Raw genomic sequence first — 24573 nt, 5'->3', positions numbered from 1 at the left:
CGTGACAGTCAACCGGCGACAGCTCCTCACTGCGATGGCGGTGGGTGCATCGGGTGTACTCGCCGCGTGTTCTGAGACCTCGGGGCATCCGACCGAGGCACCGGCCGCTGCGGGCCCGGTAATCACCTATCGACCGGCTGTCGATGCCACCGATGTGGTGCCCACCGCCCCGATCGGTGTCGATGTCGCCGACGGTTGGTTCCAGAAGGTGACGCTCACCAACCCCGACGGCAAGCAGGTCGCCGGCGTCCTGAACAAGGACCGGACCTCGTTCAACACCACCGAGCCGCTCGGCTACGGCGTCTCCTACAAGTGGGACGGCTCGGTCGTCGGCCGTGACGGCAAGGCCGTACCGGTGGCCGGCACCATCACCACGGTGAACCCGTCCAAGCAGGTCAACGCACAGTTCCAGCTCGCTGACGGGCAGACCGTCGGAATCGCCGCGCCGATCATCCTGCAGTTTGATTCGTCGGTCACCGACAAGGCCTCCGTCGAACGCAACGTCAAGGTCACGACCGAGCCGCCGGTCGAAGGCAGCTGGGCATGGCTGCCCGACGAGCGCGAGGGCTCGCGCATGCACTGGCGCACCCGCGAGTACTACCCGGCCGGGACAAAGGTCAGCGTCTCGGCGAAGCTGTACGGCATCCCCTTTGGCGATGGCGCGTACGGTGCGCAGGACTCCACGCTGGACATCACCATCGGCCGCCGCCAGGTGGTCAAGGCCGACGCGGCCAGCCACCGCATCCAGGTGATCACCGACGGTGGCGTGCTGTTCGACTTCCCGTGCAGCTACGGCGAGGCCGACAAGCCACGCAACGTGACCCGCAGCGGCACGCACGTGGTCAGCGAGAAGTACGCCGACTTCTGGATGTCCAACCCGGCCGCCGGCTACGACCACATCCACGAGCGCTGGGCGGTGCGTATCTCCAACAACGGCGAGTTCATCCACGCCAACCCGGCCAGCTCCGGGGCGCAGGGCAACACCAACGTCACCAACGGGTGTATCAACCTGTCCACCGACAACGCGCAGCAGTACTTCCACACCGCCATCTACGGCGACCCGGTCGAGGTCACCGGAACCTCCATCCAGCTGTCCTATGCCGACGGTGACCTGTGGGACTGGGCCGTCGACTGGGACACCTGGGTGTCCATGTCGGCACTGCCGTGGCCGAACGCGGCGCCGCCGGCCACCTCGATCCCGCAGAGCGTACCGGTCACCCCGACCGATGCGCCGACCTACTCGGGCATCCCGACGACGACCACCACGCCGCCGCCGCAGGGCCCGGCGACCTCGAGCTCCACTTCGTCGAGTTCGACTTCTACTGCGATGCTGCCCGGCGGTTGAACCGGCTGTAGGGCGCCTGGTCCCGAGGCCGCATGACGATCTGGTCCAGATCGACGTGCGGCGGGCGGGACGCCACAAAACCGATCACCTCGGCGACATCCTGCGCGACCAACGGCGTGATGCCCTGGTAGACCGCGTCTGCGCGCGCCTCATCACCGTCGAAGCGCACCAGCGAGAATTCGGTCTCGACCGCGCCGGGCGCAATCTCGGTGAGCCGCACCGGTTTTCCGAGCAGCTCACCGCGCAGCGTGCGATGCATGGCGCCCTGAGCGTGCTTGGCGGCGATATAGGCCGAGCCGTTGTCGTAGGTCTCCAGCGCGGCGATCGAGGTGACTGTGACGATCAACCCGTCACCGGAGGTGATCAGTGCCGACAGCAGTGCCCGGGTCACCCGCAAGGTGCCTATAACGTTGGTCTGCCACATCCAGTCCCAGTGCGCCAGGTCGGTCTCGGCAACCGGTGCCAGACCCTTCGCGCCGCCGGCGTTGTTGACCAGCACGTGCACGGCACCCAGTTGGGCGGCGCGGGCCGCCAACGCGTCGACCGAAGCCTGGTCTGTGACATCAGCGACAACGGCGGTACCGCCGATTTCTTGCGCCAAGGCGCTGACCCGGTCGGCTCGGCGAGCTGCGCAGACCACGTGAAAGCCAAGGCCGGCAAGGGTTTTCGCGGTGGCGGCGCCAATTCCTGAGCTGGCACCGGTGACCACAGCGACGCGGACGGGGTGTTCTGCGGATGACATGTGACCGACCTTAGTCATTGGCCGCACTCCTCAACGCGACTCGTCCCTCGCTGCTCGATCGTCGTACGGCGTTGTGGGCGTGCTAAATTCCTCCTCGTGAATCTCAGTCAGGCATCCGTCGTCGCGTTGCGGCGTTCGTGTTGTTGTCGCGCTTTTCGCCGCGCCTGACTGAGACCGGACGCTTCCCGCTGTCCTAGATGTCGCCAGGTGTGGCCCGCAGACCCACCGCCCGACTTCTTTCCCTAGGACACTCAATGCGTACTTCTGCCACTGTCGTTTCTCCCGCCGCCGGCGTTTCTACCCCTTCCGGCATCCGTTCTGCCGCGCACGCCAAACGCGCGCTCCTCGCGCGGCACCACGTCGTCGCGCCGTCGTTGCGGGTTGCCGACGCTGCGTCCGGCTCTGTTTTCGGAGCGGCGCGCCTGCGTGGCCCCATCGCCCGCGACGTGATTGCGCAGGCCACCGGGCTCAGCATCGCCACCGTGAACCGCCAGGTCACCGCGTTGCTCGACGTCGGGGTGTTGCGGGAACGCGCCGACCTGGCGGTATCCGGGGCGATCGGTCGGCCGCGGGTCCCCGTCGAGGTCAACCACGAACCGTTCCTGACGCTGGGCCTGCACATCGGTGCGCGGAGCACGGCAATGGTTGCCACCGACCTGTTCGGCCGCACGCTGGACGTGGTCGAGACCCCCACGCCGCGCGGCAACCAGAGCACGGCGCTGTCATCGCTGGCCGAGAGCGCGCTGCGCTACCTGAGCCGCTGGCACCGGCGCCGGCCGCTGTGGGTGGGTGTGGCAGCCGGTGGCGTGGTCGACAGTGCGACCGGTCATCTCGACCATCCACGGCTGGGCTGGGCGGACGCACCCGTCGGGCCGGTGCTGGCCCAGCGGCTGGGGCTACCGGTGTCCCTGGCTTCGCACGTGGACGCCATGGCGGGTGCGGAGTTGCTGCTCGGCGCGCGCCGGTCAGCGGCCGCGACCGAGAGTGCAACAAGCCTCTATGTGTACGCCCGCGAGACGGTCGGCTATGCGCTGTCGATCGGTGGCAAGGTGCATTCGCCGTTCAGCGGCCCGGGCACCATTTCGGCACTGCCGGTGTTCTCGGAGCTGCTCGGCGGCACCGGACGGTTGGAATCCACGGTCAGCGACGAGGCGGTGCTGAACGCGGCCCGCAAGCAGCGCATCGTGCCCGCTGAAGGGCCGACGTCGACTCTCGCCTCGGTGCTGCGTGCGGCCCGGTCCGGCAGCACCGCGGCCGTCGAGTTGCTTGCCGAGCGTGCCCGGGTCCTCGGTGAGGCGGTGGCCTTGCTGCGCGACCTGCTCAACCCCGACGACCTGGTGGTCGGCGGGCAGGCGTTCACCGAATACCCCGAGGGCTTTCCGCTGGTCGACAAGGCTTTCGCGGACCGCAGTGTGCTGGGCGCCCGGAATATCCGGATGACGACGTTCGGCAACAGGGTGCAGGAAGCGGGTGCCGGCGTGGTGTCGCTGGGCGGCCTGTACGCCGACCCGATCGGTGCAATGCGGCGGGCCCTGCGCGGCGCCTAAACCCCAGCTTGGACCACCGGCCACGAGGCCAGAACCTGACCGGTGCAAGGATGGAGGTGTGCGTGTCGCCGTCTTGTCGGTCCATACCTCGCCGCTAGCCCAGCCCGGCACCGGCGATGCCGGCGGTATGAATGTCTACGTCCTGCAGAGTGCGCTGGAGTTGGCCCGCCGCGGCGTCGAGGTGGAGATTTTCACCCGAGCCACCTCGTCCAGCGATGCGCCGGTGGTGCGAGTGGCACCCGGGGTGCTGGTGCGAAACGTGGTTGCCGGCCCGTTCGAGGGGCTGGACAAGTACGACCTGCCGACCCAGCTGTGTGCGTTCACCGCCGGAGTGCTGCGCGTCGAAGCCAACCATGAGCCTGGCTACTACGACATCGTGCACTCGCACTACTGGCTGTCCGGTCAGGTCGGCTGGCTGGCCTCTGACCGGTGGGCGGTACCCCTCGTTCACACCGCACACACTCTGGCCGCGGTGAAGAATCTGTCGTTGGCGCAGGGCGATACCCCCGAGCCGGCGTTGCGTGCGGTCGGTGAGCAGCAGGTGGTGGACGCTGCCGACCGGCTGATCGTCAACACCGAAGATGAAGCGCAGCAACTGGTTTCGCTGCACCATGCGGACCCGTCCCGAATCGACGTGGTGTACCCCGGAGTCGACCTAGCCGTGTTCACGCCGGGCGACAAGGGCGAAGCCCGTGCCGCACTTGGGCTTTCAGCTGATGAGTCGGTGGTCGCCTTCATCGGACGGATTCAGCCGTTGAAAGCGCCGGACGTATTGCTGCGCGCCGCGGCGCAGATGCCTGGAGTGCGCGTGCTGGTGGCCGGTGGACCGTCGGGCAGTGGCCTGGCGGCACCGGACGGGCTGGTTTCGTTGGCCGGTGAACTGGGTATCGCTGACCGTGTGATGTTCTTGCCGCCGCAGTCGCGTTTGGACCTGGTCAATGTTTACCGGGCCGCGGATGTTGTTGCGGTGCCCAGCTATTCGGAATCCTTCGGGTTGGTCGCAGTGGAGGCGCAGGCCTGTGGGACACCGGTGGTGGCGGCCGCGGTCGGCGGTCTGCCGGTGGCAGTGCGTGACGAGGTCAGTGGGGTGCTGGTGGGCTCCCATGATCCTGACGATTGGGCCGTGGCTCTGAGGTCGGCGCTGGCCCGCGCAGAAACGTTGCGGGACGGCGCATTACGGCACGCCTCGGAGTTCTCCTGGGCGCACACCGTCGATGCACTGCTGGCCAGTTACAACCGGGCGATTTCCGATTATCGGGGTCGTCGACCACGCAGGGATGCGTTGTCGCGCAGGGCCCGTCGATTCTCGATGCGAAGGGGAGTGCGCGCATGAGTGATCAGCGAGTAGCGGAGGCGGATCGCGCATGAGCTCTGCCGCCGAGGTCGAGCAGTTGATCGTGGACACGCTGCGCGCGCATGAACTGGAGTTCTCCCATCACGATGGTGGCGTCAACGGCCGGCCGGGCATCGCGGTAGCACTGCCCGGTGAGCGTCGGCTGATGACCAACACACTGCTGAGCATCAGTGCGCACGGAGTGCGGTTGGAGGCGTTCGTCTGCCGCCAGCCGGACGAGAATTTCGAGGGCGTCTACAAATACCTGCTGCGCCGCAATCGGCGGTTGTACGGCATGGCGTACACGCTGGACAACGTCGGGGACATCTATCTGGTGGGCCGCGTGTCGCTGCACGCGGTGACGCCCGAGGAGATCGACCGGCTGTTGGGCCAGGTCATCGAGGCCGTCGACTTCGACTTCAACACCCTGCTTGAGCTGGGTTTTCGGACGTCCATTCAGAAGGAATGGGAGTGGCGACTGTCCCGCGGTGAGTCGCTGACGAACCTCAAAGCGTTCGAGCACCTGCGCCCGGAGTAGGGCCAAGTAGCGGCCTCGGGTTACACCGCCCTTCCAGGGCTGGCATGGCGTCCGGCGGGTCGGCCCTCCTGCGGCACGAAGTTGCCGGGTGAGCAGCGTCATTCCCGGCTTGGCCCGCTCGTCGGGACGGACGAAACGGTTGCCGGCAGGCCCTCTGGAGTGGCCCTTTCGCCCACTTTCGTTAGGCAAAGCTGCACGTGAGAAGATCGAGCCCATGTCGACCTTGATCCTGCTTCGTCATGGTGAGAGCCAGTGGAACGAGAAGAATCTGTTCACCGGGTGGGTCGACGTCGACCTGACCGACAAGGGCCGGGCTGAGGCCGTTCGCGGTGGCAAGCTGCTGGCCGAGCAGGGCGTGCTGCCCGACGTGCTGTACACCTCGCTGCTGCGCCGGGCGATCAACACTGCGAACCTGGCGCTGGACGCCGCCGACCGGCACTGGATTCCGGTGCATCGCGATTGGCGCCTCAACGAACGCCACTACGGCGCTCTGCAGGGCCTGAACAAGGCCGAGACCCTCGCCAAATACGGCGAGGAGCAGTTCATGGCGTGGCGGCGCAGCTATGACACCCCGCCGCCGCCGATCGAAAAGGGCAGCACCTATAGCCAGGACGGCGACCCGCGGTACGCGGGAATCGAGGCCCCGTTGACCGAATGCCTGGCCGATGTGGTCGAGCGGTTCGTGCCGTACTACGAGCAGGCCATCGTCCCCGATCTAAGGGCCGGCAAGACGGTGCTGATCGCCGCGCACGGCAATTCGTTGCGGGCATTGGTCAAGTACCTCGACGGTATGTCTGAGGACGAGATCACCGGCCTCAACATCCCGACCGGCATCCCACTGCGGTACGAGCTCGACGAAGACCTCAATCCGACCATCCCGGGCGGCGAATACCTGGACCCGGAGGCCGCCGCGGCCGGTGCCGCTGCAGTGGCGGCCCAAGGCGCCAAGAAGAACTAGCTCAGCAAACGTCGGGTGAACGCGGGTAAACACCAGCCGAATACCTGGATTTGTCTGTGTGACGTGTCCCAATCTGGCCGCACGTTGCTGGGATGACGTTCACCCAATGCGTACGATTTCGCACGTGAGTGTGTCGTCTGCGCTGCCTTTGGTGGCAGTCACGGCATTGCTTGCGTTGGTCACCGGAATCGTGGCGGGTGTGCTGCTCGCGCCCCGGCTGATCGAACGCCGGCAGCGCCGCGCGGCAGAGCAGGCCGGCATGACGCTGTCACAGATGTTCGCTTACATCGTGTCGCTGTCGCCGGTCGGGATCGCTGTTGTCGACACTTATCGTGATGTGGTTTACACGAACGGCCGGGCCCGCGAGCTGGGCCTGGTGCGCGACCGCTTATTGGAGGACCAGGCCTGGGCAGCAGCCCAGCGCACCCTGGCCACCGGCGAAGACGTGGAGTTCGCGCTCGCCCCGGCCAAGCGGCGCAACGGCCGCGCCAGTCTGTCCATCCGGGGCCAGGTGCGTCAGTTGACTGAACAGGATGGCCGGTTCGCGGTGGTCTACGTCGACGACCAGTCTGAACAGGCCCGCATGGAGGCCAGCCGGCGCGACTTCGTGGCCAACGTCAGCCACGAGCTCAAGACGCCGGTGGGTGCCATGGGCCTGTTGGCGGAGGCGCTGCTGGCGTCCGCGGAGGACCCGGAGACAGTGACCCGGTTCGCCGAGAAGATCGTCACCGAGTCCAACCGCCTGGCCAACATGGTCGGTGAGTTGATCGAACTGTCCCGGCTGCAGGGTGCCGAGCCGCTGCCGGATCTGGCCGCTGTCGACGTAGATTCCATTGTGGCGGAGGTGGTTTCGCGACATAAGGTGGCCGCCGACAACGCCGACATCGCGATCACCACCGATACGCCGCACGGCTACCAGGTGCTGGGCAGTGAAACGCTGCTGTCCACCGCCCTGGCGAACCTGGTGTCCAACGCGATTGCTTACTCGCCCAAGGGTTCTCAGGTGTCGATCAGTCGGCGCCGGCGCGGCGACAATATCGAGATCGCGGTGACCGACCGCGGTATCGGCATCGCGAAAGCCGACCAGGAGCGGGTTTTCGAACGATTCTTCCGCGTCGACAAGGCGCGGTCCCGGGCCACCGGCGGTACCGGGCTGGGGTTGGCCATCGTCAAACATGTTGCGGCCAACCACAATGGAACCATCCGGCTGTGGAGTCAGCCGGGCACCGGGTCGACTTTCACGCTGTCGATCCCGGCTTGTCTCGACTCGGACGACACCGACGTTGCAGCGTCGGATGATCATTCGGTCCCATCATTAGGAGGGCGTCAGAACCAATGACCAGCGTGCTGATCGTGGAGGACGAGGAGTCCCTGGCTGATCCCCTGGCTTTCCTGCTCCGCAAGGAGGGCTTCGAAGCCACCGTCGTCACCGACGGCCCCTCGGCGTTGGCCGAATTCGACCGTTCCGGAGCCGATATCGTGCTGCTGGACCTGATGCTGCCTGGCATGAGCGGCACCGACGTATGCAAGCAGCTGCGGGCCCGTTCCAGCGTCCCGGTGATCATGGTCACCGCGCGGGACAGTGAGATCGACAAGGTCGTGGGGCTGGAACTGGGTGCTGACGACTACGTCACCAAGCCTTATTCGGCTCGGGAACTGATCGCCCGGATCCGTGCGGTGCTGCGCCGCGGCGGCGAATCCGACGACGGGGGTGGCCCGGATGGCGTGCTCGAGGCCGGCCCGGTGCGGATGGACGTCGAGCGGCACATCGTGTCGGTGAACAGTGAGCCGATCACCTTGCCGCTCAAGGAGTTTGACCTCCTGGAGTACCTGATGCGCAACAGCGGGCGAGTGCTGACCCGCGGCCAGCTGATCGACCGGGTGTGGGGTGCCGACTATGTCGGCGACACCAAGACGCTGGATGTGCACGTCAAGCGACTGCGCTCCAAGATCGAGGCAGACCCGGCCAACCCGGTGCACCTGGTGACGGTGCGCGGGTTGGGCTACAAGTTGGAGGGCTAGTCGGGGACCGGTCCCCGACTACTTCTTCTCGGCCGCCTTGGTCGCGGGGTGAACCGCGACCAGCCCGAGGCCGGCCCGGCGCCGGCACAGTTTGGCCAGTTCGGCGTACACCTTCGCCCCGAGTAACTCGGTCAGTTCGGCCGCGTATGACTCCCACACCGCCTTGGCGCCGACGTGCGCAGCCGGGTCGCCGGTGCAGTACCAAGCCAGGTCGTGCCCGCCCTCACCCCAGCCGCGGCGGTCGAACTCGGTGATAGCCGTCCGCAGAATTTCAGTGCCGTCGGGCCGGGTCACCCATTCCTGGGTTCGGCGGATCGGCAGCTGCCAGCAGACCTCGGGTTTCATGGTCAGCGGCTCGACACCGAGCTTGAGCGCTTTGCTGTGCAACGCGCAGCCGATCCCGCCGGGGAAACCGGGCCGGTTGAGGAAGATGCACGCACCCTTGTACTTGCGCGTCCGCAAGTTGGGTTTGTCTTCGTACTCGTCCATCTCCAGGTAGCCCTTGCGGCCCAGACCCTTGTCCCGGAACTGCCAGTCCTCGTCGGTCAGCAGCTTGACCGATTCCTCCAACTGGGCGATGTCGTCATCGTCGGCCATGAACGCGCCGTGGCTGCAGCAGCCGTCGTCCGGCCGTCCTTCGACGGTGCCGCGACAGGCCGGGGTACCGAAAACGCAAGTCCACTTGGACAGTAGCCAGGTCAGATCCGCCGCGATCAGATGCTCCGAGTTCTCAGGATCGAAGAACTCCACCCATTCGCGGGCAAAGTCCAGCCCGACCTCGCCGGAACCGGTCTTTCCGGCAGCGCTTACCTCTGATGCGGTCACAGCGTGCAACGGTAGACCGGCTACCGTGGTTTGCGTGCGATTGGGCGTGCTCGACGTTGGCAGTAATACGGTTCATCTGCTGGTGGTCGATGCGCGCCGGGGTGGTCATCCGACCCCGATGAGTTCGACCAAGGCTTCGCTGCGCCTTGCCGAGGCCATCGACAACTCCGGCAAGTTGACCCGCAAGGGCGCCGACAAGCTGGTCGACACTGTCGACGAATTCGCCAAGATCGCCACCAGTTCGGGGTGTGCGGAACTTATGGCGTTCGCCACATCTGCAGTCCGGGACGCCACCAACTCCGACGACGTCCTGGCGCGGGTCCGGGCCGAGACCGGCGTGCAGCTGCAGGTGCTTTCCGGCGTCGACGAATCGCGGTTGACCTTCTTGGCCGTGCGCCGCTGGTACGGCTGGAGCGCAGGCCGGATCATCAACCTCGACATCGGTGGCGGGTCGCTGGAACTGTCCAGCGGTATCGACGAAGAACCCGACGTGGCGCTGTCATTGCCGCTGGGTGCGGGCCGTTTGACCCGTGAATGGCTGCAGGACGACCCGCCCGGCCGGCGGCGGGTGGGCATGCTGCGCGACTGGCTTGATACCGAGCTTTCCGACGCGGCGTCGAGGATATTGTCGTCTGGAATGCCCGACCTGACCGTCGCTACGTCGAAGACCTTCCGGTCGCTGGCGCGGCTGACCGGCGCGGCGCCCTCAGGTGCCGGACCGCGAGTGACAAGGACTTTGACAGCTGCTGGCCTCAGACAGCTCATATCTTTCATCTCTAGGATGACCACGGCCGACAGAGCCGAGTTGGAAGGGGTGAGTGCCGAGCGCGCGCCACAGATTGTGGCCGGCGCGTTGGTGGCCGAAGCAAGCATGCGGGCGCTGTCGCTCGACTCCGTGGATATTTGCCCTTGGGCCTTGCGAGAGGGTGTCATTCTGCGGAAACTCGACAGTGAGGCCGACGGAAGCGACTTGGTGGAGACGTTCGCGGGCTTAGCTGCCGCCAAAGGCAATAGACGATGACAGATTCAGAGTTCGCTGGGACGCGACCGATCTCGGTCGCAGAGCTTCTGGCCAAGAACGGAACCATCGGCGCACCTCCAGTGGGAGGGCGTCGCCGACGTCGGCGCGGCAACAGCGATTCGGTCTCGGTTGCCGAACTCACCGGCGAGATCCCCGTCGTGAACTCTTTGTCGCTCGGTGCGCCGACCGAACTGGAGCAGGCAGAGCGCAGCGAAGTCGACGACTCCACCGAGAGCCAGGCCGAGGGCCCGGGCATCAGAAACGGTGTCCGAGACGACGGCGATCACGGGGACCATACCGACCTGCTGCCTGTGGTCCCGCATGAAGACGCGGCACCTGAAGAAGAACCCGATCCGGTGGAGGCGGACTACGACGCCCACCTGCGGCAACGTGAAGTCGAAGCCGAACCGGTGGAGTTCGTCGCGCCGCGCAAGCGCACCGGACGATGGTCGTCTTTCAAGTCGGTGCGCGCCGCCGAGGAGATGAGCCCTGATCCGGTCGACGAGGCCATGGACGTCGGTGCCGGCGCTGAGGACGACCCCGATCTGTTCGATTTGACCGGCGTCCTGCCCGCTGTCGAGTTCGATGACCATGATGTCGAGCACGATGATGACGACGCGTCGGTCTCCGCCGACACTCGTGCAGGTAGCCCCCGTGGGACGTCGCGGGCCGGCCGCAGTTCCGGTTACGACTCGTTGTTCGGGGGTTTTGCCAGCGACGCCGACGTCGAGCGCCACGAGTTCGATCTGGACGGCGACCTCGAACATGACCTCACCGAGGGCGACGAATTCGAGCACCACGGGGACGAATACGGCATCGGCGAAGCGGATCAGGCCGAACACCGGCGCACGGACCTGGCCCCCAAGGCGTGGGCTGTCGGGCAGAGCGTCTTGGCCGTCGCGTTCGGCGCCGGCATGTTCTTCGCCTTCGATCAGCTGTGGAAGTGGAACATGATCGTCGCGCTGGTGCTGTCCGGCCTGGTCATCCTCGGTCTGGTGGCCGGCGTGCGGGTGGTGCGCAAGAGCCACGACCTGTCCAGCACGCTGATCGCGATGCTCGTCGGCGGCATGGTGACGTTCGGCCCGCTGGCGTTACTTTTGGCCCGCTGACGCCCTGTGCGCCCCGCCATCAAGGTCGGTCTGTCCACCGCCTCGGTCTATCCCTTGCGGACCGAGGCGGCCTTCGAATACGCCGCCCGCCTGGGTTACGACGGCGTCGAGCTCATGGTGTGGGCAGAAACAGTAAGCCAGGACATCAAAGCCATCGAGGTCCTGTCGCAACGTTATGGCATGCCGGTGCTGAGCGTGCATGCGCCGTGTTTGCTTATTTCCCAACGGGTTTGGGGCCCCAACCCGATTCCGAAACTGGAACGCAGCGTGCGCGCCGCCGAGCAACTCGGCGCCCAGACCGTGGTGGTGCATCCGCCGTTTCGTTGGCAGCGCCGGTACGCCGAGGGCTTCTCCGACCAGGTTGTCGAACTTGAGGCAGCCAGCGAGGTGCTGGTCGCGGTGGAGAACATGTTCCCGTTCCGGGCCGACCGCTTTTTCGGAACCGGCGCTCCGTCCATCGAGAGAATGCGCAAGCGCGGCGGCGCACCTGGTGCGGGCATCTCGGCGTTTGCGCCCTCCTTCGACCCGTTGGACGGCAATCACGCGCATTACACGCTGGACCTGTCGCACAGCGCCACCGCAGGCACCGACGCCATCGACATGGCCCGTCGGATGGGCGAGGGCCTGGTGCACCTGCATCTCTGCGACGGCAACGGCGCGTCCACCGACGAGCACCTGGTGCCGGGCCGCGGCACCCAGCCGACCGTCGAGATTTGCCAGATGCTGGCCGCGAGCGAGTTCTCCGGTCACGTCATCCTCGAGGTGACCACCTCGGCCGCACGGAACAATGCCGAACGCGAGGCGTTGCTGGTCGAGTCGTTGGAATTCGCGCGCACGCATCTGATGCGCTGAGCGGCCGAGAAATTTCTGGAGGAAGCCCTATGGCCGGGTCGACGTCGTTCACCCATGCGATGGCACTGACACCGATCGAGTCCGACCCAGACGGCGACCGTCACCTCTTCCGCGGCGAGTTGAACGAGCACTGGACCATCGGCCCCAAGATCCACGGCGGGGCGATGCTGGCGCTGTGCGCGAACGGGGCCAGAACCGCGCTCGGCGATTCGGTCCCCGGGGGTGCCGAACCGGTCGCGGTTTCCGGAAGCTTTCTGTGGGCACCCGATCCGGGGTCTATGGACGTCGTGGTGAGCATCAGGAAGCGCGGCCGGAGGGTAAGCCTGGCCGACGTTGAACTGACCCAGGGCGGGCGCACAGCGGTGCGTGTGGCGGTGACACTCGGGACACCTGACGACGCCGCGCCGCTGCTGTCGGCCAACCCGGTGGTGCCGTTGATGACGCCAGAGCCGCCCAATGGGCTGGAGCCGATCGGCCCCGGGCATCCGATGGCGGACATCGTGCACCTGGCGCACGGCTGCGATATCCGGCCGTCGTTGATCACCATGCAGCCGCGGGCCGACGGGGGCCCTCCTGTCTTCGAGTACTGGGTCCGGCCCAAGGACTCTGCACCGGACCTGCTGTTCGCGCTGATGTGCAGTGATGTCTCGGCTCCGGTGACTTTTGGGGTGAACCGGATGGGTTGGGCGCCGACCATCCAGCTGACGGCGTACCTGCGGGCCATCCCGGCCGACGGCTGGCTGCGGGTGATGTGTACGACCACCCAGATCGGCCAGGAATGGTTCGACGAGGACCACGTGGTGGTCGACGGCCTGGGACGCATCATCGCCCAATCTCGGCAATTGGCGATGGTCCCGGCACCGTAGGCTGTGCCGGTGGTGAGAATCGCGATCATCGGCGGCGGAAATATCGGCGAGGCCCTGCTCTCGGGGCTACTGCGGGCGGGACGGCAAGCCAAGGACTTGGTGGTGGCCGAGACCTATCCGGACCGGGCCAAGCAGCTTGCTGACACCTATTCGGTGCGGGTGACCGATGTGCGTGATGCCGCAGAAAATGCCGACTACGTGATCATCGCGGTGAAACCGGACGCAGTGCCGGCGGTGCTGACAGAGGTTGCCGCGGTCGCCGCGAAAGCGGCCCGCGACAGCGTCGAGCAGGTTTTGGTGTCGGTGGCCGCAGGGGTGAGCACCAGCTACTACGAGTCGAAGCTGTTGGCCGGTTCGCCGGTGGTTCGGGTCATGCCCAATACGCCCATGCTGGTCGGGGCGGGTGTCAGTGCTTTGTCTGCGGGGCGCTTTGCCACCGTCGATCAGCTCGACGAGGTGTCCTTGATCTTCGGCGCCGTCGGCGGCGTGGTGCGGGTGCCCGAATCCCAGATGGATGCGGTGACGGCGGTGTCGGGCTCGGGGCCCGCGTACTTCTACCTGATGGCCGAGGCCCTGATCGACGCCGGCGTCGCGGCGGGCCTGCCGCGGGCGGTATCGACCGAATTGGTGTCACAAACGATGGCCGGTTCGGCAGCAATGTTGCTGGATCGGATCGAAACCTCGGGCGAGGGCACAGGTCCAGATTCGCTGGATGCCAGCGCCGCCCAGCTGAGGGCCGCGGTCACCTCTCCTGGCGGCACCACCGCCGCTGGGCTGCGGGAACTGGAGCGTGGGGGACTGCGGGCCGCGGCTGCGGCCGCGGTCGAGGCCGCAAAAACACGGTCTGAGCAGCTGAGAATTACAACCGAGTAGTTCTAAGATTTCAAATTGATATCCCCACACCCGTCGCAATAACCCCATTGGCCACGCTATTCTCCTCGATGTAAGCGCGCGTTGGTGCCAGCGGAGGGGAAGCCGCTGGAGCTGGCCGTGCCTGATTGATTGGGTTGCGATGACGTCTATGAACGGGCCATCGGCACGAGACAGTGCCAGTGGCAAAACCGCACGCGACGCTGGTGATCAGCCGCGGGCGCAGTTTTTGACAGTCGCCGAGGTTGCGAGCTTGATGCGGGTCAGCAAGATGACCGTATACCGACTGGTCCACAACGGTGAGTTGCCGGCTGTGCGTGTCGGCCGATCATTTCGCGTGCACGCCAAGGCCGTGCATGACCTGCTTGAGTCCTCGTACCACGACGCAGTCTGAGGCGACCGCCTCGCCGGCTCTGAGCCGGTGAGCCGGGACAGCGTTCGACAGGCTCCGGGACGGGCCGGCACGGGAGTGTCGGCTGGGTCCCCGTTCGCTGCTGCGCGCTGGCTGGACAGCTGCACTCAGCAGGCGTTTTCGTGGCTGGAAACCTCGCCGGGTAAAGTAGCCGGGTTGGTTTCACCGATCTTCACAGATCGACGTCTAGGTAGCGGAGACTTCAAGGTCCATGGGTTCAGTCATTAAGAAGCGGCGTAAGCGCATGTCGAAGAAGAAGCACCGCAAGCTGCTTCGTCGCACCCGGGTCCAGCGCAGAAAACTCGGTAAGTAGTCCGCAGCGCACATCTGCGTCGCCAACTAGGCTGACGGGATGGAAGCCGACGGACGTCAAGGCAGCCGGCCCACTGCGCCGAATGGATCAGATTCCGGTGCAGAAACCCCGGGGACAGTGCATCACCCGAAGGTGGTGCTGGTCACCGGGGCATGCCGGTTCCTGGGCGGTTTTCTGACTGCCAGGTTGGCTCAGAACCCCCTGATCGAGCAGGTGATCGCAGTTGATGCGGTCACGCCGAGTAAGGACATGCTGCGCCGGATGGGGCGTGCCGAGTTCGTTCGTGCCGACATCAGGAACCCGTTTATTGCCAAGGTGATCCGAAACGGCGATGTCGACACGGTGGTGCATGCGGCCGCGGCCTCGTACGCACCTCGGTCTGGCGGGCGGGCCACGCTCAAAGAACTCAACGTCATGGGCGCGATGCAACTGTTCGCGGCCTGTCAGAAGGCACCGTCGGTGCGTCGCGTCATCCTCAAGTCGACGTCGGAGGTCTACGGGTCCAACCCGCGTGATCCGGTGATGTTCACCGAGGACAGCATTTCTCGACGCCCGCCGGGGGAGGGCTTCGCCCGGGACAGCATCGACATCGAGGGTTATGCCAGAGGCCTGGCCCGTCGCCGCCCCGACATCGCCATGACCATCCTGCGGCTGGCAAACATGATCGGTCCGGCCATGGACACCGCGCTGTCGCGGTACCTGGCAGGGCCGGTGGTGCCATCGGTGCTCGGACACGACGCACGTTTGCAGTTGTTGCACGAGCAGGACGCTCTGGGGGCCCTGGAGCGCGCCACGATGGCCGGCCGCGCCGGAACCTTCAACATCGGTGCTAGCGGCGTCATGATGATGAGTCAGGCGATCCGTCGGTCCGGACGCGTTCCGCTGCCGATGCCGCGCACGGCGCTGGCAGCGTTCGATTCATTCCGCCGGGCGACGACCCACATCGAGCTCGATCGTGAACAGCTCAACTACCTGAGCTACGGCCGGGTGATGGACACCACGAGGATGTCCAAGGATCTCGGGTACCAACCCAAGTGGACCACCTTGCAGGCTTTCGACGACTACGTCTCTGGACGTGGACTGACTCCCATCATTGACCCGGGTTGGGTAGGCTCTGTGGAACGTCGCGCGGTGGCCGCAGCGCAGCGGTGGGGGCGCTGACGAAGCCAGCTTGAGCTTATTAATTGGGGAGAAGTGGACGTGGCCGGCGAATCAAAAGCGAAAGTGATTCCGCTGCACTCGAATTCGTCACGCAGTGCGGCGCAGCGGAAGGCCGCACAGCGGGCAGCTTCGCTGCGACATCCCTCGCTCCTGAGTGACCCGGGCAGCCGGGCTTCGGCCGAGCAGATCGCTGCCGTGGTCCGGGAGATCGACGAGCATCGGTTCGCCGCATCGAGTGGCCATGGCACCGACACGCCCAACGAACTGGCCAAAAGAATCGCCGACGCGTCGGAGTTCATTCAGAAGCGGATGGCCGGTGACTACGTGGTCGACGAGTTCGGCTTCGACCCGCACTTGAACAACGCGGTCTTCTTGCCGTTGCTGCGGACGCTGTTCAACTCGTGGTTCAGGGTTGAGGTATCCGGCATCGAGAATCTGCCGTCCGAGGGCGCAGCATTGATCGTGGCAAACCACGCCGGTGTGCTGCCGTTCGACGGGCTCATGACTTCGGTGGCCGTGCACGACAAGCATCCGGCGCACCGCGACTTGCGTTTGCTGGCCGCCGACATGGTCTTCGACATGCCCATGATCGGGCAGGCGGCGCGCAAGGCCGGTCACACCATGGCCTGCACCGGCGACGCACATCGGTTGCTGGCCGCCGGCGAGCTGACCGCGGTGTTTCCTGAGGGGTACAAAGGCCTGGGTAAGCCATTCCGGGACCGTTACAAACTGCAGCGGTTCGGCCGTGGCGGCTTCGTGTCGGCGGCATTGCGTGCCGGGGCGCCCATCGTGCCGTGCTCGATCGTCGGTTCCGAGGAGATCTACCCGATGATCGCCGACGTGAAGTTGCTGGCCCGGCTTTTCGGCCTGCCGTATTTCCCGCTGACGCCGCTGTTCCCGCTGGCGGGTCCGGTCGGCATGTTGCCGCTGCCGTCCAAGTGGTACATCCAGTTTGGCGAGCCCATCGAAACCGCCGATTACGACGAGACCGCGGCTGACGACCCGATGATCACCTTCGAGTTGACCGATCAGGTGCGCGCGACCATTCAGCAGACGCTGTACCAACTACTGGCCAACCGCCGCGGAACCTTCATCTGACTTTTTGCGCGAGCGTGCGCGTTTGTGCAGCAAGACGCCGTGAAACGTGTACAAAAGGGGCCGCTCACGCGTGGTGAGCGGCCCCTTTTTGTACGTTAGCTGTTTTGTGCGGCAACCATTTTCGCGATGGCGGCGTCGCGGGCTGCGGCGATCTGGGCGCTGACCTCGCCGGCCTCGCCATCGTGCAAGGCCTCGCCGAGCATGGTGACGATGCTGGTCATCACCGGCTCGCCGTTGTCGTCGGTGACTTCGGCACGGATTTCGCTGATCACGGTGCCGTGCGACTCGATGACCGAGTCCAGGTACGAGTCGAACCACAGCTTGTCGCCGACCTTGATCGGACGGTGGTAGATCAGCTTCTGGTCGCGGTGCAGTACGCGCTCGAGGTTGATCGGCACATCGAACTTGTCGAACAGTTCGAGCTGGACCCGCCGGCCGGCGACCGCGATGAACGTCAACGACGCGATGAGGGCATCAGAACCGCACTCGGCTGCGGCCTCCTCCGAGAAGTGCGCCGGGTGGTCGTCTTGGACCGCTGCAGCGAACTCTTTGACCTTCTCGCGGCCGACCTCGAAGTAGTCCGGATACCGGTAGTGGGTTCCGATGATGTCGTCCGCAATGCCCATGGCGCGTGAGCCTATCAGCGAATGTCTGGGCCTTTGGTCAGCTTCGGGCCTGGGGCCGGCCGCGGCGGCTGGCGTCGAGATCGACAACATGGTCGGGGCTACTCCGTACATCGCGGCCCGTTTGTCCGTTTGGACGGGGAGAGAACCGGGTTTAGGTGCCCTTGCGGGACGCCATGGCGGCCAGCGCACCGCCGACCGCACCCAGTGCCAGCGCCGACGGAACCCCGATCCGTGCGGCCTTGCGGGCGGTGCGGAAGTCCCGGATTTCCCAGCCTCGTTCGCGGGCCACATCGCGCAGCGCGGCGTCCGGGTTGATCGCGACGGCGGTGCCCACCAGGGACAGCATGGGCACGTCGTTGAAGCTGTCCGAATAGGCCGTGCACCGGCGCAGGTTCAGCCCTTCGCGGATGGCCAGCTGCCGCACCGCGTGAGCCTTGCCGACCCCGTGCAGGATGTCGCCCACCAGCCGCCCGGTGAACACGCCGTCCACCGACTCGGCGACCGTGCCCAACGCGCCGGTCAGGCCGAGCTTGCGGGCGATGGTCTCGGCCAGCTCTTTGGGTGTGGCGGTGACCAGCCATACCTGCTGCCCGGCGTCCAGGTGCATCTGCGCCAGCGCCCGGGTGCCCTGCCAGATCTTGTCGGCGATGATCTCGTCGTAGATCTCGTCGCCGAGGGCCTCCAGCTCGGCGGTCTGCCGGCCTTCGATGAACGACAGCGCCTTGCGCCGGCCGGCTGCGACATCGTCGCTGTTCTCCTTGCCGGTCAGCTGAAACTTGGCCTGCGCGTAGCCGAAGCGGGCCAGATCGGAGTAGGTGAAGTAGTCGCGGGCGGCCAGGCCGCGGGCGAAGTGCACCAACGAGGATCCGTGCACCAGGGTGTTGTCGACGTCGAAGAACGCCGCCGCGGTCAGGTCCGGAGGGGGCGGCGGGGCGACGACGGGCGCGCCCTCATCCGCGGGCTCGTCGGTGGTCACGCGGCTGGACTCGGACACACGTCAACACTAAGTCACGCGATACTGATACGCGTGACACGTTCAGCGGACCGTCGGCCACAAGGACAAAGTCGCGTGACCTTGCTCACCCGCGCCGGCTGCACCATGTGCGAGCGCGCGGCCGGGCAACTGGCGGTGCTTGCCGATGAACTTGGCTTCGCCCTGACGAGTGTTGACGTCGACGCCGCAGCCGCCAGTGGCGACCCGTCGTTGCGTGCCGAATTCGGCGATCGGCTGCCGGTGGTGTTGCTCGACGATGTCGAGCACAGCTACTGGGAAGTCGATGAGGAGCAACTGCGCGCCGATCTGGCCAGCTGAGCGCGGGTTGACCTCGTCGTACGGGCGGGTCCACAGTCATATAGCAGATTTGGTGAGCAGGCTGGTGAGCGGCTACCTTTGACGACGTTCCTTGGGCCGACGAAGCGACGGGGAGAGGTGTAATCAAGCCGTGAGCGTGCTGCTTTTCGGGGTTTCGCACCGCAGTGCGCCAGTTTCTGTGCTTGAACAACTCAGCACCGACGAAGCCGAACAAGCCAAGATGGTCGAGCAGCTGCTGGAATCGTCTCTGGTCACCGAGGCCATGGTGCTGTCCACGTGCAACCGGGTCGAGGTCTACGCGGTTGTCGACGCCTTCCACGGCGGGCTGTCGGTGATCGGCTCGGTGCTCTCCGAGCGGTCGGGCATGTCGCTGAACGATCTGACCAAATACGCCTATGTGCGCTACGCCGAAGCCGCTGTCGAGCACCTGTTCGCGGTGGCCAGCGGCCTGGATTCGGCCGTCATCGGCGAAGCCCAGGTGTTGGGCCAGGTGCGGCGTGCCTACGCCAGTGCCGAAGCCAATCAGGCCGTCGGCCGCACGCTGCATGAGCTGTCCCAGCGGGCGCTATCGGTCGGCAAGCGCGTGCATTCCGAGACCGGCATCGACGCGGCAGGCGCCTCGGTGGTGTCGGTCGCGCTGGATATGGCCGAGGCCAAGCTGACTTCTCTGGCCGGGCGGACCGCCGCGATCATCGGCGCAGGCTCCATGGGCGCGCTGGCTGCCGCTCATCTGGCCCGTGCGGGCATCGCCCGCGTCGAGGTGGTGAACCGCACGCTGCCGCATGCCGAGCGCATGGTGGAAAACCTGACGGCGCAGGGCGTCGCTGCCCAGGCGTACACCTTGGACGGCATTTCCGCCGCACTGGCCAACGCCGACGTGGTGGTCGCGTGTACCGGCGCGGTGCGCCCGGTGGTGTCCCTGGCCGACGCGCACCGTGGTTTGGCCGGCCGGTCGGAGAACCGCCCGCTGGCCGTCTGCGACCTGGGCATGCCGCGCGACGTCGACTCCGCGATCGCCGGCCTGCCCGGTGTGTCCATGATCGATATGGACCGCATCCAGCGTGAGCCGTCGGCCCGGGCCGCTGCGTCCGACGCCGATGCGGCCCGCTCGATCGTCGCTGCTGAGGTTGCCAATTATCTGGCCGGCCAGCGGATGGCCGAGGTCACCCCGACCGTCACGGCGCTGCGTCAGCGCGCTGCCGACGTGGTCGAGGCCGAGCTGCTGCGGCTGGACAACAGGGTTCCTGGGCTGGACGCCGCACACCGCGACGAGGTGGCCAAGACGGTCCGGCGCGTTGTCGACAAGTTGCTGCACGCTCCGACCGTGCGGGTCAAGCAACTGGCCAGCGCGCCCGGTGGCGACAGCTACGCCGAAGCGCTGCGCGAGCTGTTCGAGCTCGACCCGCAGGCCGTCGACGCGGTCTCCGGTGGTGAATTACCTTTGGTGACAACAGATTTGGCGGCCATAGAGCCGCAATTCGATCACGGCGAGGCTGAGTAGACGTTTGGTGAGTAATCCCTCGACCCGCAAAACCGCAGTGCGGATCGGCACCCGGGGCAGCCTTCTGGCTACCACTCAGGCCGGTACCGTCCGCGATGCGTTGATAGCTCTCGGCCAGCCCGCCGAACTCGTTGTCATCAGCACCGATGGCGACCGTTCGCAGGCACCGGTAGCTGAGATCGGGATCGGCATCTTCACCACCGAGTTGCGTGAGGCCATGGCCGATGACCGCATCGACGTCGCGGTGCATTCCTATAAGGATTTGCCGACTGCTCCCGATGAGCGCTTCGTGATCGCCGCCATCCCGCCCCGGGAAGATGCGCGAGACGCGTTGGTGGCACGCGACGGAATGGTGCTCGGGGAGTTGCCGGCGGGCTCTGTGGTCGGCACGTCAAGCCCGCGACGGGCGGCACAGCTTAGAGCACTGGGTCTCGGTTTGGAAATTCGCCCCCTACGAGGCAACCTAGATACCAGGTTGAACAGGGTAAGTAGTGGTGATCTCGACGCGGTTGTCGTCGCTCGGGCGGGTCTGGCCCGCATCGGGCGACTCGATGCCGTCACCGAGAGCCTCGAGCCGGTGCAGATGTTGCCAGCGCCGGCCCAGGGTGCCCTCGCGGTCGAGTGCCGCGTGGGTGATACCGATCTGGTGACGCTGTTGGGAAAGCTGGACCATCCCGATACGCGCGCCGCGGTCACTGCCGAACGAGTTCTGTTGGCCGAACTGGAGGCGGGCTGTTCCGCGCCGGTGGGTGCGATCGCTGAAGTGGTCGAATCCATCGACGAGGACGGCCGGGTCTTCGAAGAGCTGTCGCTGCGCGGTTGCGTGGCGGCGCTGGACGGGTCCGACGTGATCCGTGCGTCCGGTATCGGTACACCCGAACGGGCACGGGAGCTGGCGCTCTCGGTGGCCGCGGAGTTGTTCGAGCTGGGAGCGCGCGATGTGTTGGACCAGCGGACTGTAGAGCGGGAGTAAGAGATGACGACCCGAGTGCGTAAGCACAAGCCCGGCCGCATCACCTTCGTCGGTTCCGGGCCTGGTGATCCGGGGCTGTTGACGACGCGTGCGCGCAACGTACTGACTAATGCTGCGTTGGTTTTCACCGACCATGATGTGCCCGAAGCGGTGCTGGCCCTGATCGGTATCGAATTGCCGCCGGCGTCCGGCCCCGAGCCGGTCGATGCGGCCGAGGCGGCTGCCGAGTCCCCTGCGGACACGGGCGACGCAGTGGAGACGTCGACTGTGTCTTCGGTGCCGACCATGACGTTCCCCAACGGCGTGGATGTGCGCCCGGCGCTGGGTGATCCGGCTGAGGTGGCCAAGCAGCTTATCGCCGAGACCCGCTCCGGCGCCGATGTGGTGCGGCTGGTCGCCGGTGACCCGCTGTCGATCGATGCGGTGATCACCGAGATCAACGCGCTGGCCAAGACCCAGGCGCACTTCGAGATCGTGCCGGGCCTGCCGTCAGCGACTGCTGTGCCCACCTACGCCGGCCTGCCGCTGGGTTCCTCGCACACCGTTGCCGACGTCCGCGACCCCAATGTGGACTGGGCTGCGCTGGCCGCCGCGCCGGGCCCGCTGATTCTGCATGCGACGGTGTCGCACCTGCCGGAGGCCGCCAAGACCCTGATCGAGTTCGGCCTGACCGAGGGCACGCCGTGCGTCGTCACCGCCAACGGCACCACCTGCCAGCAGCGCTCGATTGAGACCACGCTGGCCGGGCTGCTGGACAAGGCCGTGCTGGACAAGCCGGTCGGTCCAGAGCCCGCCGGTCCGCTGGCCGGCCCGCTGGTGGTCACCATCGGCAAGACCGTCGCCAACCGCGCCAAGCTGAACTGGTGGGAGAGCCGCGCCCTGTACGGCTGGACCGTGCTGGTGCCGCGCACCAAGGATCAGGCCGGCGAGATGAGCGACCGGCTGGTCGGTCACGGTGCGTCGCCCATCGAGGTGCCCACCATCGCCGTCGAGCCGCCGCGCAGCCCCGCGCAGATGGAGCGCGCGGTCAAGGGCTTGGTCGACGGACGCTTCCAGTGGGTGGTGTTCACCTCCACCAACGCCGTTCGCGCGGTGTGGGAGAAGTTCAATGAGTTCGGTCTGGACGCCCGGGCCTTCTCCGGCGTGAAGATCGCCTGCGTCGGTCAGTCGACTGCGGACAAGGTGCGCTCTTTCGGCATCAACCCCGAGCTGGTGCCGGCCGGCGAGCAGTCCTCGCTGGGGCTGCTGGACGAATTCCCCGAGTACGACGAGATTTTCGACCCGGTGAACCGTGTGCTGCTGCCGCGTGCCGACATCGCAACCGAGACGCTGGCCGAGGGCCTGCGCGAACGCGGTTGGGAGATCGAGGATGTGACGGCCTACCGGACCGTGCGGGCTGCCCCGCCGCCAGCGCACACCCGCGAGATGATCAAGACCGGCGGCTTCGACGCGGTCTGCTTCACCTCGAGTTCGACGGTGCGCAACCTGGTCGGTATCGCCGGAAAACCGCACGCCCGCACCATCGTTGCTTGCATCGGCCCGAAAACTGCTGAAACTGCAGCCGAATTCGGCCTGCGGGTGGATGTGCAGCCGGAGACAGCGGCGGTCGGCCCACTGGTGGAGGCGCTGGCCGAGCATGCCGCTCGACTGCGCGCCGAGGGTGCACTGCCGCCGCCGCGCAAGAAGAGCCGTCGCCGCTAAGCGCGCTCCGCGCAGAAGGAAGGCATTGCTGTTGTCCTTTCCCAGGCATCGGCCCCGGCGCTTGCGGGCCACCCCGGCCCTGAGGCGCTTGGTATCTGAAACATCGCTGGAGCCACGGCATCTGGTGCTGCCCATGTTTGTCGCCGACGGGCTGTCCGAACCGCGGCCCATCGAGTCGATGCCCGGGGTGGTGCAACACACCCGGGATTCGCTGCGCCATGCGGCGGCCGAAGCCGTAGCGACCGGTGTCGGCGGGCTGATGCTTTTCGGTGTGCCGTGCGATTCGGACAAGGACGCCACCGGGTCCCAGGGCGTCGATCCGAACGGCATCCTGAATCTGGCTCTGCGCGAACTGAATTCGGATTTGGGTGACGCCACGGTGCTGATGGCCGACACCTGTCTGGATGAGTTCACCGACCACGGGCACTGCGGGGTGCTGGATCAGGCCGGCCGGGTCGATAATGACGCCACCAATGAGCAGTACGTGAAACTTGCTGTAGCACAGGCTGATTCGGGTGCTCAGGTGTTGGGGCCGAGCGGCATGATGGATGGCCAGGTAGCGGCCATCCGCGACGGGCTGGACGCCGCGGGTCATGAGAACGTGCTGATCCTGGCCTATGCCGCCAAGTTCGCGTCGGCGTTCTACGGGCCGTTCCGCGAAGCGGTGGGGTCCAGTCTTGAAGGCGATCGTCGCACCTACCAACAGGATCCGGGCAACGGCCGCGAGGCGGTGCACGAGATCGAGTTGGACATTGCCGAAGGTGCCGACATGGTGATGGTCAAGCCCGCCATGAGCTACCTGGACGTGGTCCGCGCAGCCGCCGAGATATCGCCGGTTCCTGTTGCGGCATACCAGATTTCGGGTGAGTACTCGATGATCAGCGCGGCCGCCGCCAATGGCTGGATCGACCTGCGGGCTTCGGTATTGGAGTCGTTGACCAGCATCCGGCGCGCGGGTGCGGATATCGTCCTGACCTACTGGGCGACCGACGTCGCCGGTTGGCTGCGGTGAACACACAACTGGACCCGCAGCGTCCGCACGACGTCGACACCGGTGTGTGGCTTTGGCTCGCTGCGCTGCCGTTGGCAGTCATCGGCTACGTGATCAGTCTGGTGACGACGGCCCGAACCGCAGCGTCGGGCCACGGTTCGGCCAGTCCGGGCGTGATCTATGTGTCGTCGGGCCTGATGGTGTTCGTGGTCGCGGTGCTGGTGGTCACGTTCCTGGTCTTGCTGCGCCAGGGCTATCGATGGGCGCGCAGCATCTTAACCGGCGGATCGGCGTTCACCATCGTCTTTCTGGCCTCCGGCCTGTTCGGCGATTTCGGCGGCGCTGCCGCGGCGGTCGGTTATGCGGTCTGCGCTATCGGCGCTTCGGTCCTGATCGGAGGTGGCGTGTACCTGCTGCACCGACCGGACTCGACCAAGTTCTTCACCCGTTAGGCTGG

26 protein-coding genes are annotated in these 24573 nt (G+C 66.3%); 22 read left to right on the top strand and 4 right to left on the bottom strand.

All coding sequences use genetic code 11. The features are described from left to right. The first annotated feature begins 34 nt into the window (after window positions 1–34). Window positions 35–1345 (top strand): Ig-like domain-containing protein, encoded by a 1311-nt coding sequence (locus tag M2432_RS19625; protein WP_280828555.1) that lies wholly within the window; start codon window positions 35–37, stop codon window positions 1343–1345. Here the strand turns inward: M2432_RS19625 and M2432_RS19620 are convergent. Further along, window positions 1320–2087: an SDR family oxidoreductase gene (locus M2432_RS19620; protein ID WP_280828497.1), complete on the bottom strand. Its 768-nt coding sequence runs from the start codon at window positions 2085–2087 to the stop codon at window positions 1320–1322. The two genes, M2432_RS19625 and M2432_RS19620, sit on opposite strands and share 26 nt — an antisense overlap. A gap of 254 nt (window positions 2088–2341) precedes the next feature. On the opposite strand from M2432_RS19620, the gene M2432_RS19615 reads away from it, so the two are divergent. The 6 genes from M2432_RS19615 (at window position 2342) to regX (ending at window position 8485) form a co-directional block, all read left to right on the top strand. Continuing rightward, window positions 2342–3634: an ROK family protein gene (locus tag M2432_RS19615; RefSeq protein ID WP_280828496.1), complete on the top strand. Its 1293-nt coding sequence runs from the start codon at window positions 2342–2344 to the stop codon at window positions 3632–3634. A 58-nt stretch (window positions 3635–3692) separates the two neighbouring features. Further along, window positions 3693–4967 (top strand): D-inositol-3-phosphate glycosyltransferase, encoded by a 1275-nt coding sequence (gene mshA, locus M2432_RS19610; RefSeq protein ID WP_280828495.1) that lies wholly within the window; start codon window positions 3693–3695, stop codon window positions 4965–4967. A 31-nt stretch (window positions 4968–4998) separates the two neighbouring features. After that, entirely contained in the window at window positions 4999–5505 is a 507-nt protein-coding gene (locus M2432_RS19605) for a YbjN domain-containing protein (RefSeq protein ID WP_280828494.1), read from the top strand. A gap of 214 nt (window positions 5506–5719) precedes the next feature. Beyond that, window positions 5720–6463, top strand: a complete 744-nt coding sequence (locus M2432_RS19600) for a phosphoglyceromutase (RefSeq protein WP_280828493.1) — start codon at window positions 5720–5722, stop codon at window positions 6461–6463. Window positions 6464–6587: 124 nt separating this feature from the next. Beyond that, on the top strand, window positions 6588–7802 hold the full coding sequence (locus M2432_RS19595; protein WP_280828492.1) for an ATP-binding protein: 1215 nt from the start codon (window positions 6588–6590) through the stop codon (window positions 7800–7802). Further along, window positions 7799–8485: a two-component sensory transduction protein RegX gene (gene regX, locus M2432_RS19590; protein WP_280828491.1), complete on the top strand. Its 687-nt coding sequence runs from the start codon at window positions 7799–7801 to the stop codon at window positions 8483–8485. Before M2432_RS19595 ends, regX begins: the two co-directional genes overlap by 4 nt. An 18-nt stretch (window positions 8486–8503) precedes the next feature. Here the strand turns inward: regX and M2432_RS19585 are convergent, their stop codons facing one another. Further along, window positions 8504–9310 carry a hypothetical protein gene (locus M2432_RS19585; protein ID WP_280828490.1) on the bottom strand — a complete coding sequence of 269 codons (807 nt, stop codon included), beginning with the start codon at window positions 9308–9310 and terminating at the stop codon, window positions 8504–8506. Window positions 9311–9344: 34 nt separating this feature from the next. On the opposite strand from M2432_RS19585, the gene M2432_RS19580 reads away from it, so the two are divergent. The 9 genes from M2432_RS19580 (at window position 9345) to M2432_RS19540 (ending at window position 17012) form a co-directional block, all read left to right on the top strand. Next, the gene (locus M2432_RS19580) at window positions 9345–10331 is read left to right on the top strand and encodes a Ppx/GppA phosphatase family protein (protein WP_280828489.1); all 987 of its coding nucleotides are present in this window, start codon (window positions 9345–9347) and stop codon (window positions 10329–10331) included. Further along, entirely contained in the window at window positions 10328–11440 is a 1113-nt protein-coding gene (locus M2432_RS19575) for an FUSC family protein (RefSeq protein ID WP_280828488.1), read from the top strand. Before M2432_RS19580 ends, M2432_RS19575 begins: the two co-directional genes overlap by 4 nt. 6 nt (window positions 11441–11446) lie before the next feature. Continuing rightward, a complete protein-coding gene (locus M2432_RS19570) occupies window positions 11447–12292 on the top strand; it encodes a sugar phosphate isomerase/epimerase (RefSeq protein WP_280828487.1) in 846 nt (281 codons plus the stop codon). 29 nt (window positions 12293–12321) lie between these two features. Further along, window positions 12322–13158, top strand: a complete 837-nt coding sequence (locus tag M2432_RS19565; RefSeq protein ID WP_280828486.1) for a thioesterase family protein — start codon at window positions 12322–12324, stop codon at window positions 13156–13158. 9 nt (window positions 13159–13167) lie between these two features. After that, window positions 13168–14031 (top strand): pyrroline-5-carboxylate reductase, encoded by an 864-nt coding sequence (proC, locus tag M2432_RS19560; RefSeq protein WP_280828485.1) that lies wholly within the window; start codon window positions 13168–13170, stop codon window positions 14029–14031. 139 nt (window positions 14032–14170) lie between these two features. Next, the gene (locus M2432_RS19555) at window positions 14171–14422 is read left to right on the top strand and encodes a helix-turn-helix domain-containing protein (RefSeq protein WP_280828484.1); all 252 of its coding nucleotides are present in this window, start codon (window positions 14171–14173) and stop codon (window positions 14420–14422) included. Window positions 14423–14651: 229 nt separating this feature from the next. Then, on the top strand, window positions 14652–14753 hold the full coding sequence (locus tag M2432_RS19550; RefSeq protein WP_003402602.1) for an AURKAIP1/COX24 domain-containing protein: 102 nt from the start codon (window positions 14652–14654) through the stop codon (window positions 14751–14753). A 39-nt stretch (window positions 14754–14792) separates the two neighbouring features. Next, window positions 14793–15914 carry an SDR family oxidoreductase gene (locus M2432_RS19545; protein ID WP_280828483.1) on the top strand — a complete coding sequence of 374 codons (1122 nt, stop codon included), beginning with the start codon at window positions 14793–14795 and terminating at the stop codon, window positions 15912–15914. A gap of 33 nt (window positions 15915–15947) precedes the next feature. Further along, window positions 15948–17012 carry a lysophospholipid acyltransferase family protein gene (locus M2432_RS19540; RefSeq protein ID WP_280828482.1) on the top strand — a complete coding sequence of 355 codons (1065 nt, stop codon included), beginning with the start codon at window positions 15948–15950 and terminating at the stop codon, window positions 17010–17012. Between the two features lie 95 nt (window positions 17013–17107). Here the strand turns inward: M2432_RS19540 and M2432_RS19535 are convergent, their stop codons facing one another. Next, window positions 17108–17638, bottom strand: a complete 531-nt coding sequence (locus tag M2432_RS19535; RefSeq protein WP_280828481.1) for a MaoC family dehydratase N-terminal domain-containing protein — start codon at window positions 17636–17638, stop codon at window positions 17108–17110. A 151-nt stretch (window positions 17639–17789) separates the two neighbouring features. After that, a complete protein-coding gene (locus M2432_RS19530; protein ID WP_280828554.1) occupies window positions 17790–18614 on the bottom strand; it encodes an HAD-IB family hydrolase in 825 nt (274 codons plus the stop codon). Window positions 18615–18707: 93 nt separating this feature from the next. Here M2432_RS19530 and M2432_RS19525 point away from each other — a divergent pair, with 93 nt between their 5' ends. The 6 genes from M2432_RS19525 to M2432_RS19500 all read left to right on the top strand — a co-directional run bounded on the left by M2432_RS19525 (window position 18708) and on the right by M2432_RS19500 (window position 24568). Next, window positions 18708–18950, top strand: a complete 243-nt coding sequence (locus M2432_RS19525) for a glutaredoxin family protein (protein ID WP_280828480.1) — start codon at window positions 18708–18710, stop codon at window positions 18948–18950. A gap of 130 nt (window positions 18951–19080) precedes the next feature. Further along, on the top strand, window positions 19081–20451 hold the full coding sequence (locus tag M2432_RS19520) for a glutamyl-tRNA reductase (RefSeq protein WP_280828479.1): 1371 nt from the start codon (window positions 19081–19083) through the stop codon (window positions 20449–20451). Between the two features lie 37 nt (window positions 20452–20488). Next, the gene (gene hemC / locus M2432_RS19515; protein ID WP_280828553.1) at window positions 20489–21424 is read left to right on the top strand and encodes a hydroxymethylbilane synthase; all 936 of its coding nucleotides are present in this window, start codon (window positions 20489–20491) and stop codon (window positions 21422–21424) included. 3 nt (window positions 21425–21427) lie between these two features. Continuing rightward, on the top strand, window positions 21428–23125 hold the full coding sequence (locus M2432_RS19510; RefSeq protein ID WP_280828478.1) for a bifunctional uroporphyrinogen-III C-methyltransferase/uroporphyrinogen-III synthase: 1698 nt from the start codon (window positions 21428–21430) through the stop codon (window positions 23123–23125). A 31-nt stretch (window positions 23126–23156) separates the two neighbouring features. Continuing rightward, the gene (gene hemB, locus M2432_RS19505; protein ID WP_280828477.1) at window positions 23157–24137 is read left to right on the top strand and encodes a porphobilinogen synthase; all 981 of its coding nucleotides are present in this window, start codon (window positions 23157–23159) and stop codon (window positions 24135–24137) included. Next, a complete protein-coding gene (locus M2432_RS19500) occupies window positions 24134–24568 on the top strand; it encodes a hypothetical protein (RefSeq protein ID WP_280828476.1) in 435 nt (144 codons plus the stop codon). The genes hemB and M2432_RS19500 overlap by 4 nt, the downstream gene beginning before the upstream one ends. Window positions 24569–24573 lie beyond the last annotated feature (5 nt).

Source organism: Mycobacterium sp. OTB74 (genome assembly GCF_029892685.1).
Lineage (GTDB): Bacteria > Actinomycetota > Actinomycetes > Mycobacteriales > Mycobacteriaceae > Mycobacterium.
Note: the sequence above shows the minus strand (reverse complement) of the source record. Positions and strands in the feature narration are given on the sequence as shown.

Excerpts from the sequence above, each read along its gene's own strand:
- M2432_RS19615 (WP_280828496.1), top strand. The coding sequence starts at position 2,342 with ATGCGTACTTCTGCCACTGTCGTTTCTCCCGCCGCCGGCGTTTCTACC.
- M2432_RS19510 (WP_280828478.1), top strand. The coding sequence starts at position 21,428 with ATGACGACCCGAGTGCGTAAGCACAAGCCCGGCCGCATCACCTTCGTC.
- regX (WP_280828491.1), top strand. The coding sequence starts at position 7,799 with ATGACCAGCGTGCTGATCGTGGAGGACGAGGAGTCCCTGGCTGATCCC.
- M2432_RS19565 (WP_280828486.1), top strand. The coding sequence starts at position 12,322 with ATGGCCGGGTCGACGTCGTTCACCCATGCGATGGCACTGACACCGATC.
- M2432_RS19550 (WP_003402602.1), top strand. The coding sequence starts at position 14,652 with ATGGGTTCAGTCATTAAGAAGCGGCGTAAGCGCATGTCGAAGAAGAAG.
- M2432_RS19545 (WP_280828483.1), top strand. The coding sequence starts at position 14,793 with ATGGAAGCCGACGGACGTCAAGGCAGCCGGCCCACTGCGCCGAATGGA.
- M2432_RS19575 (WP_280828488.1), top strand. The coding sequence starts at position 10,328 with ATGACAGATTCAGAGTTCGCTGGGACGCGACCGATCTCGGTCGCAGAG.
- M2432_RS19620 (WP_280828497.1), bottom strand. The coding sequence starts at position 2,087 with ATGTCATCCGCAGAACACCCCGTCCGCGTCGCTGTGGTCACCGGTGCC.
- M2432_RS19535 (WP_280828481.1), bottom strand. The coding sequence starts at position 17,638 with ATGGGCATTGCGGACGACATCATCGGAACCCACTACCGGTATCCGGAC.
- M2432_RS19555 (WP_280828484.1), top strand. The coding sequence starts at position 14,171 with ATGACGTCTATGAACGGGCCATCGGCACGAGACAGTGCCAGTGGCAAA.
- M2432_RS19605 (WP_280828494.1), top strand. The coding sequence starts at position 4,999 with ATGAGCTCTGCCGCCGAGGTCGAGCAGTTGATCGTGGACACGCTGCGC.
- M2432_RS19625 (WP_280828555.1), top strand. The coding sequence starts at position 35 with ATGGCGGTGGGTGCATCGGGTGTACTCGCCGCGTGTTCTGAGACCTCG.
- M2432_RS19600 (WP_280828493.1), top strand. The coding sequence starts at position 5,720 with ATGTCGACCTTGATCCTGCTTCGTCATGGTGAGAGCCAGTGGAACGAG.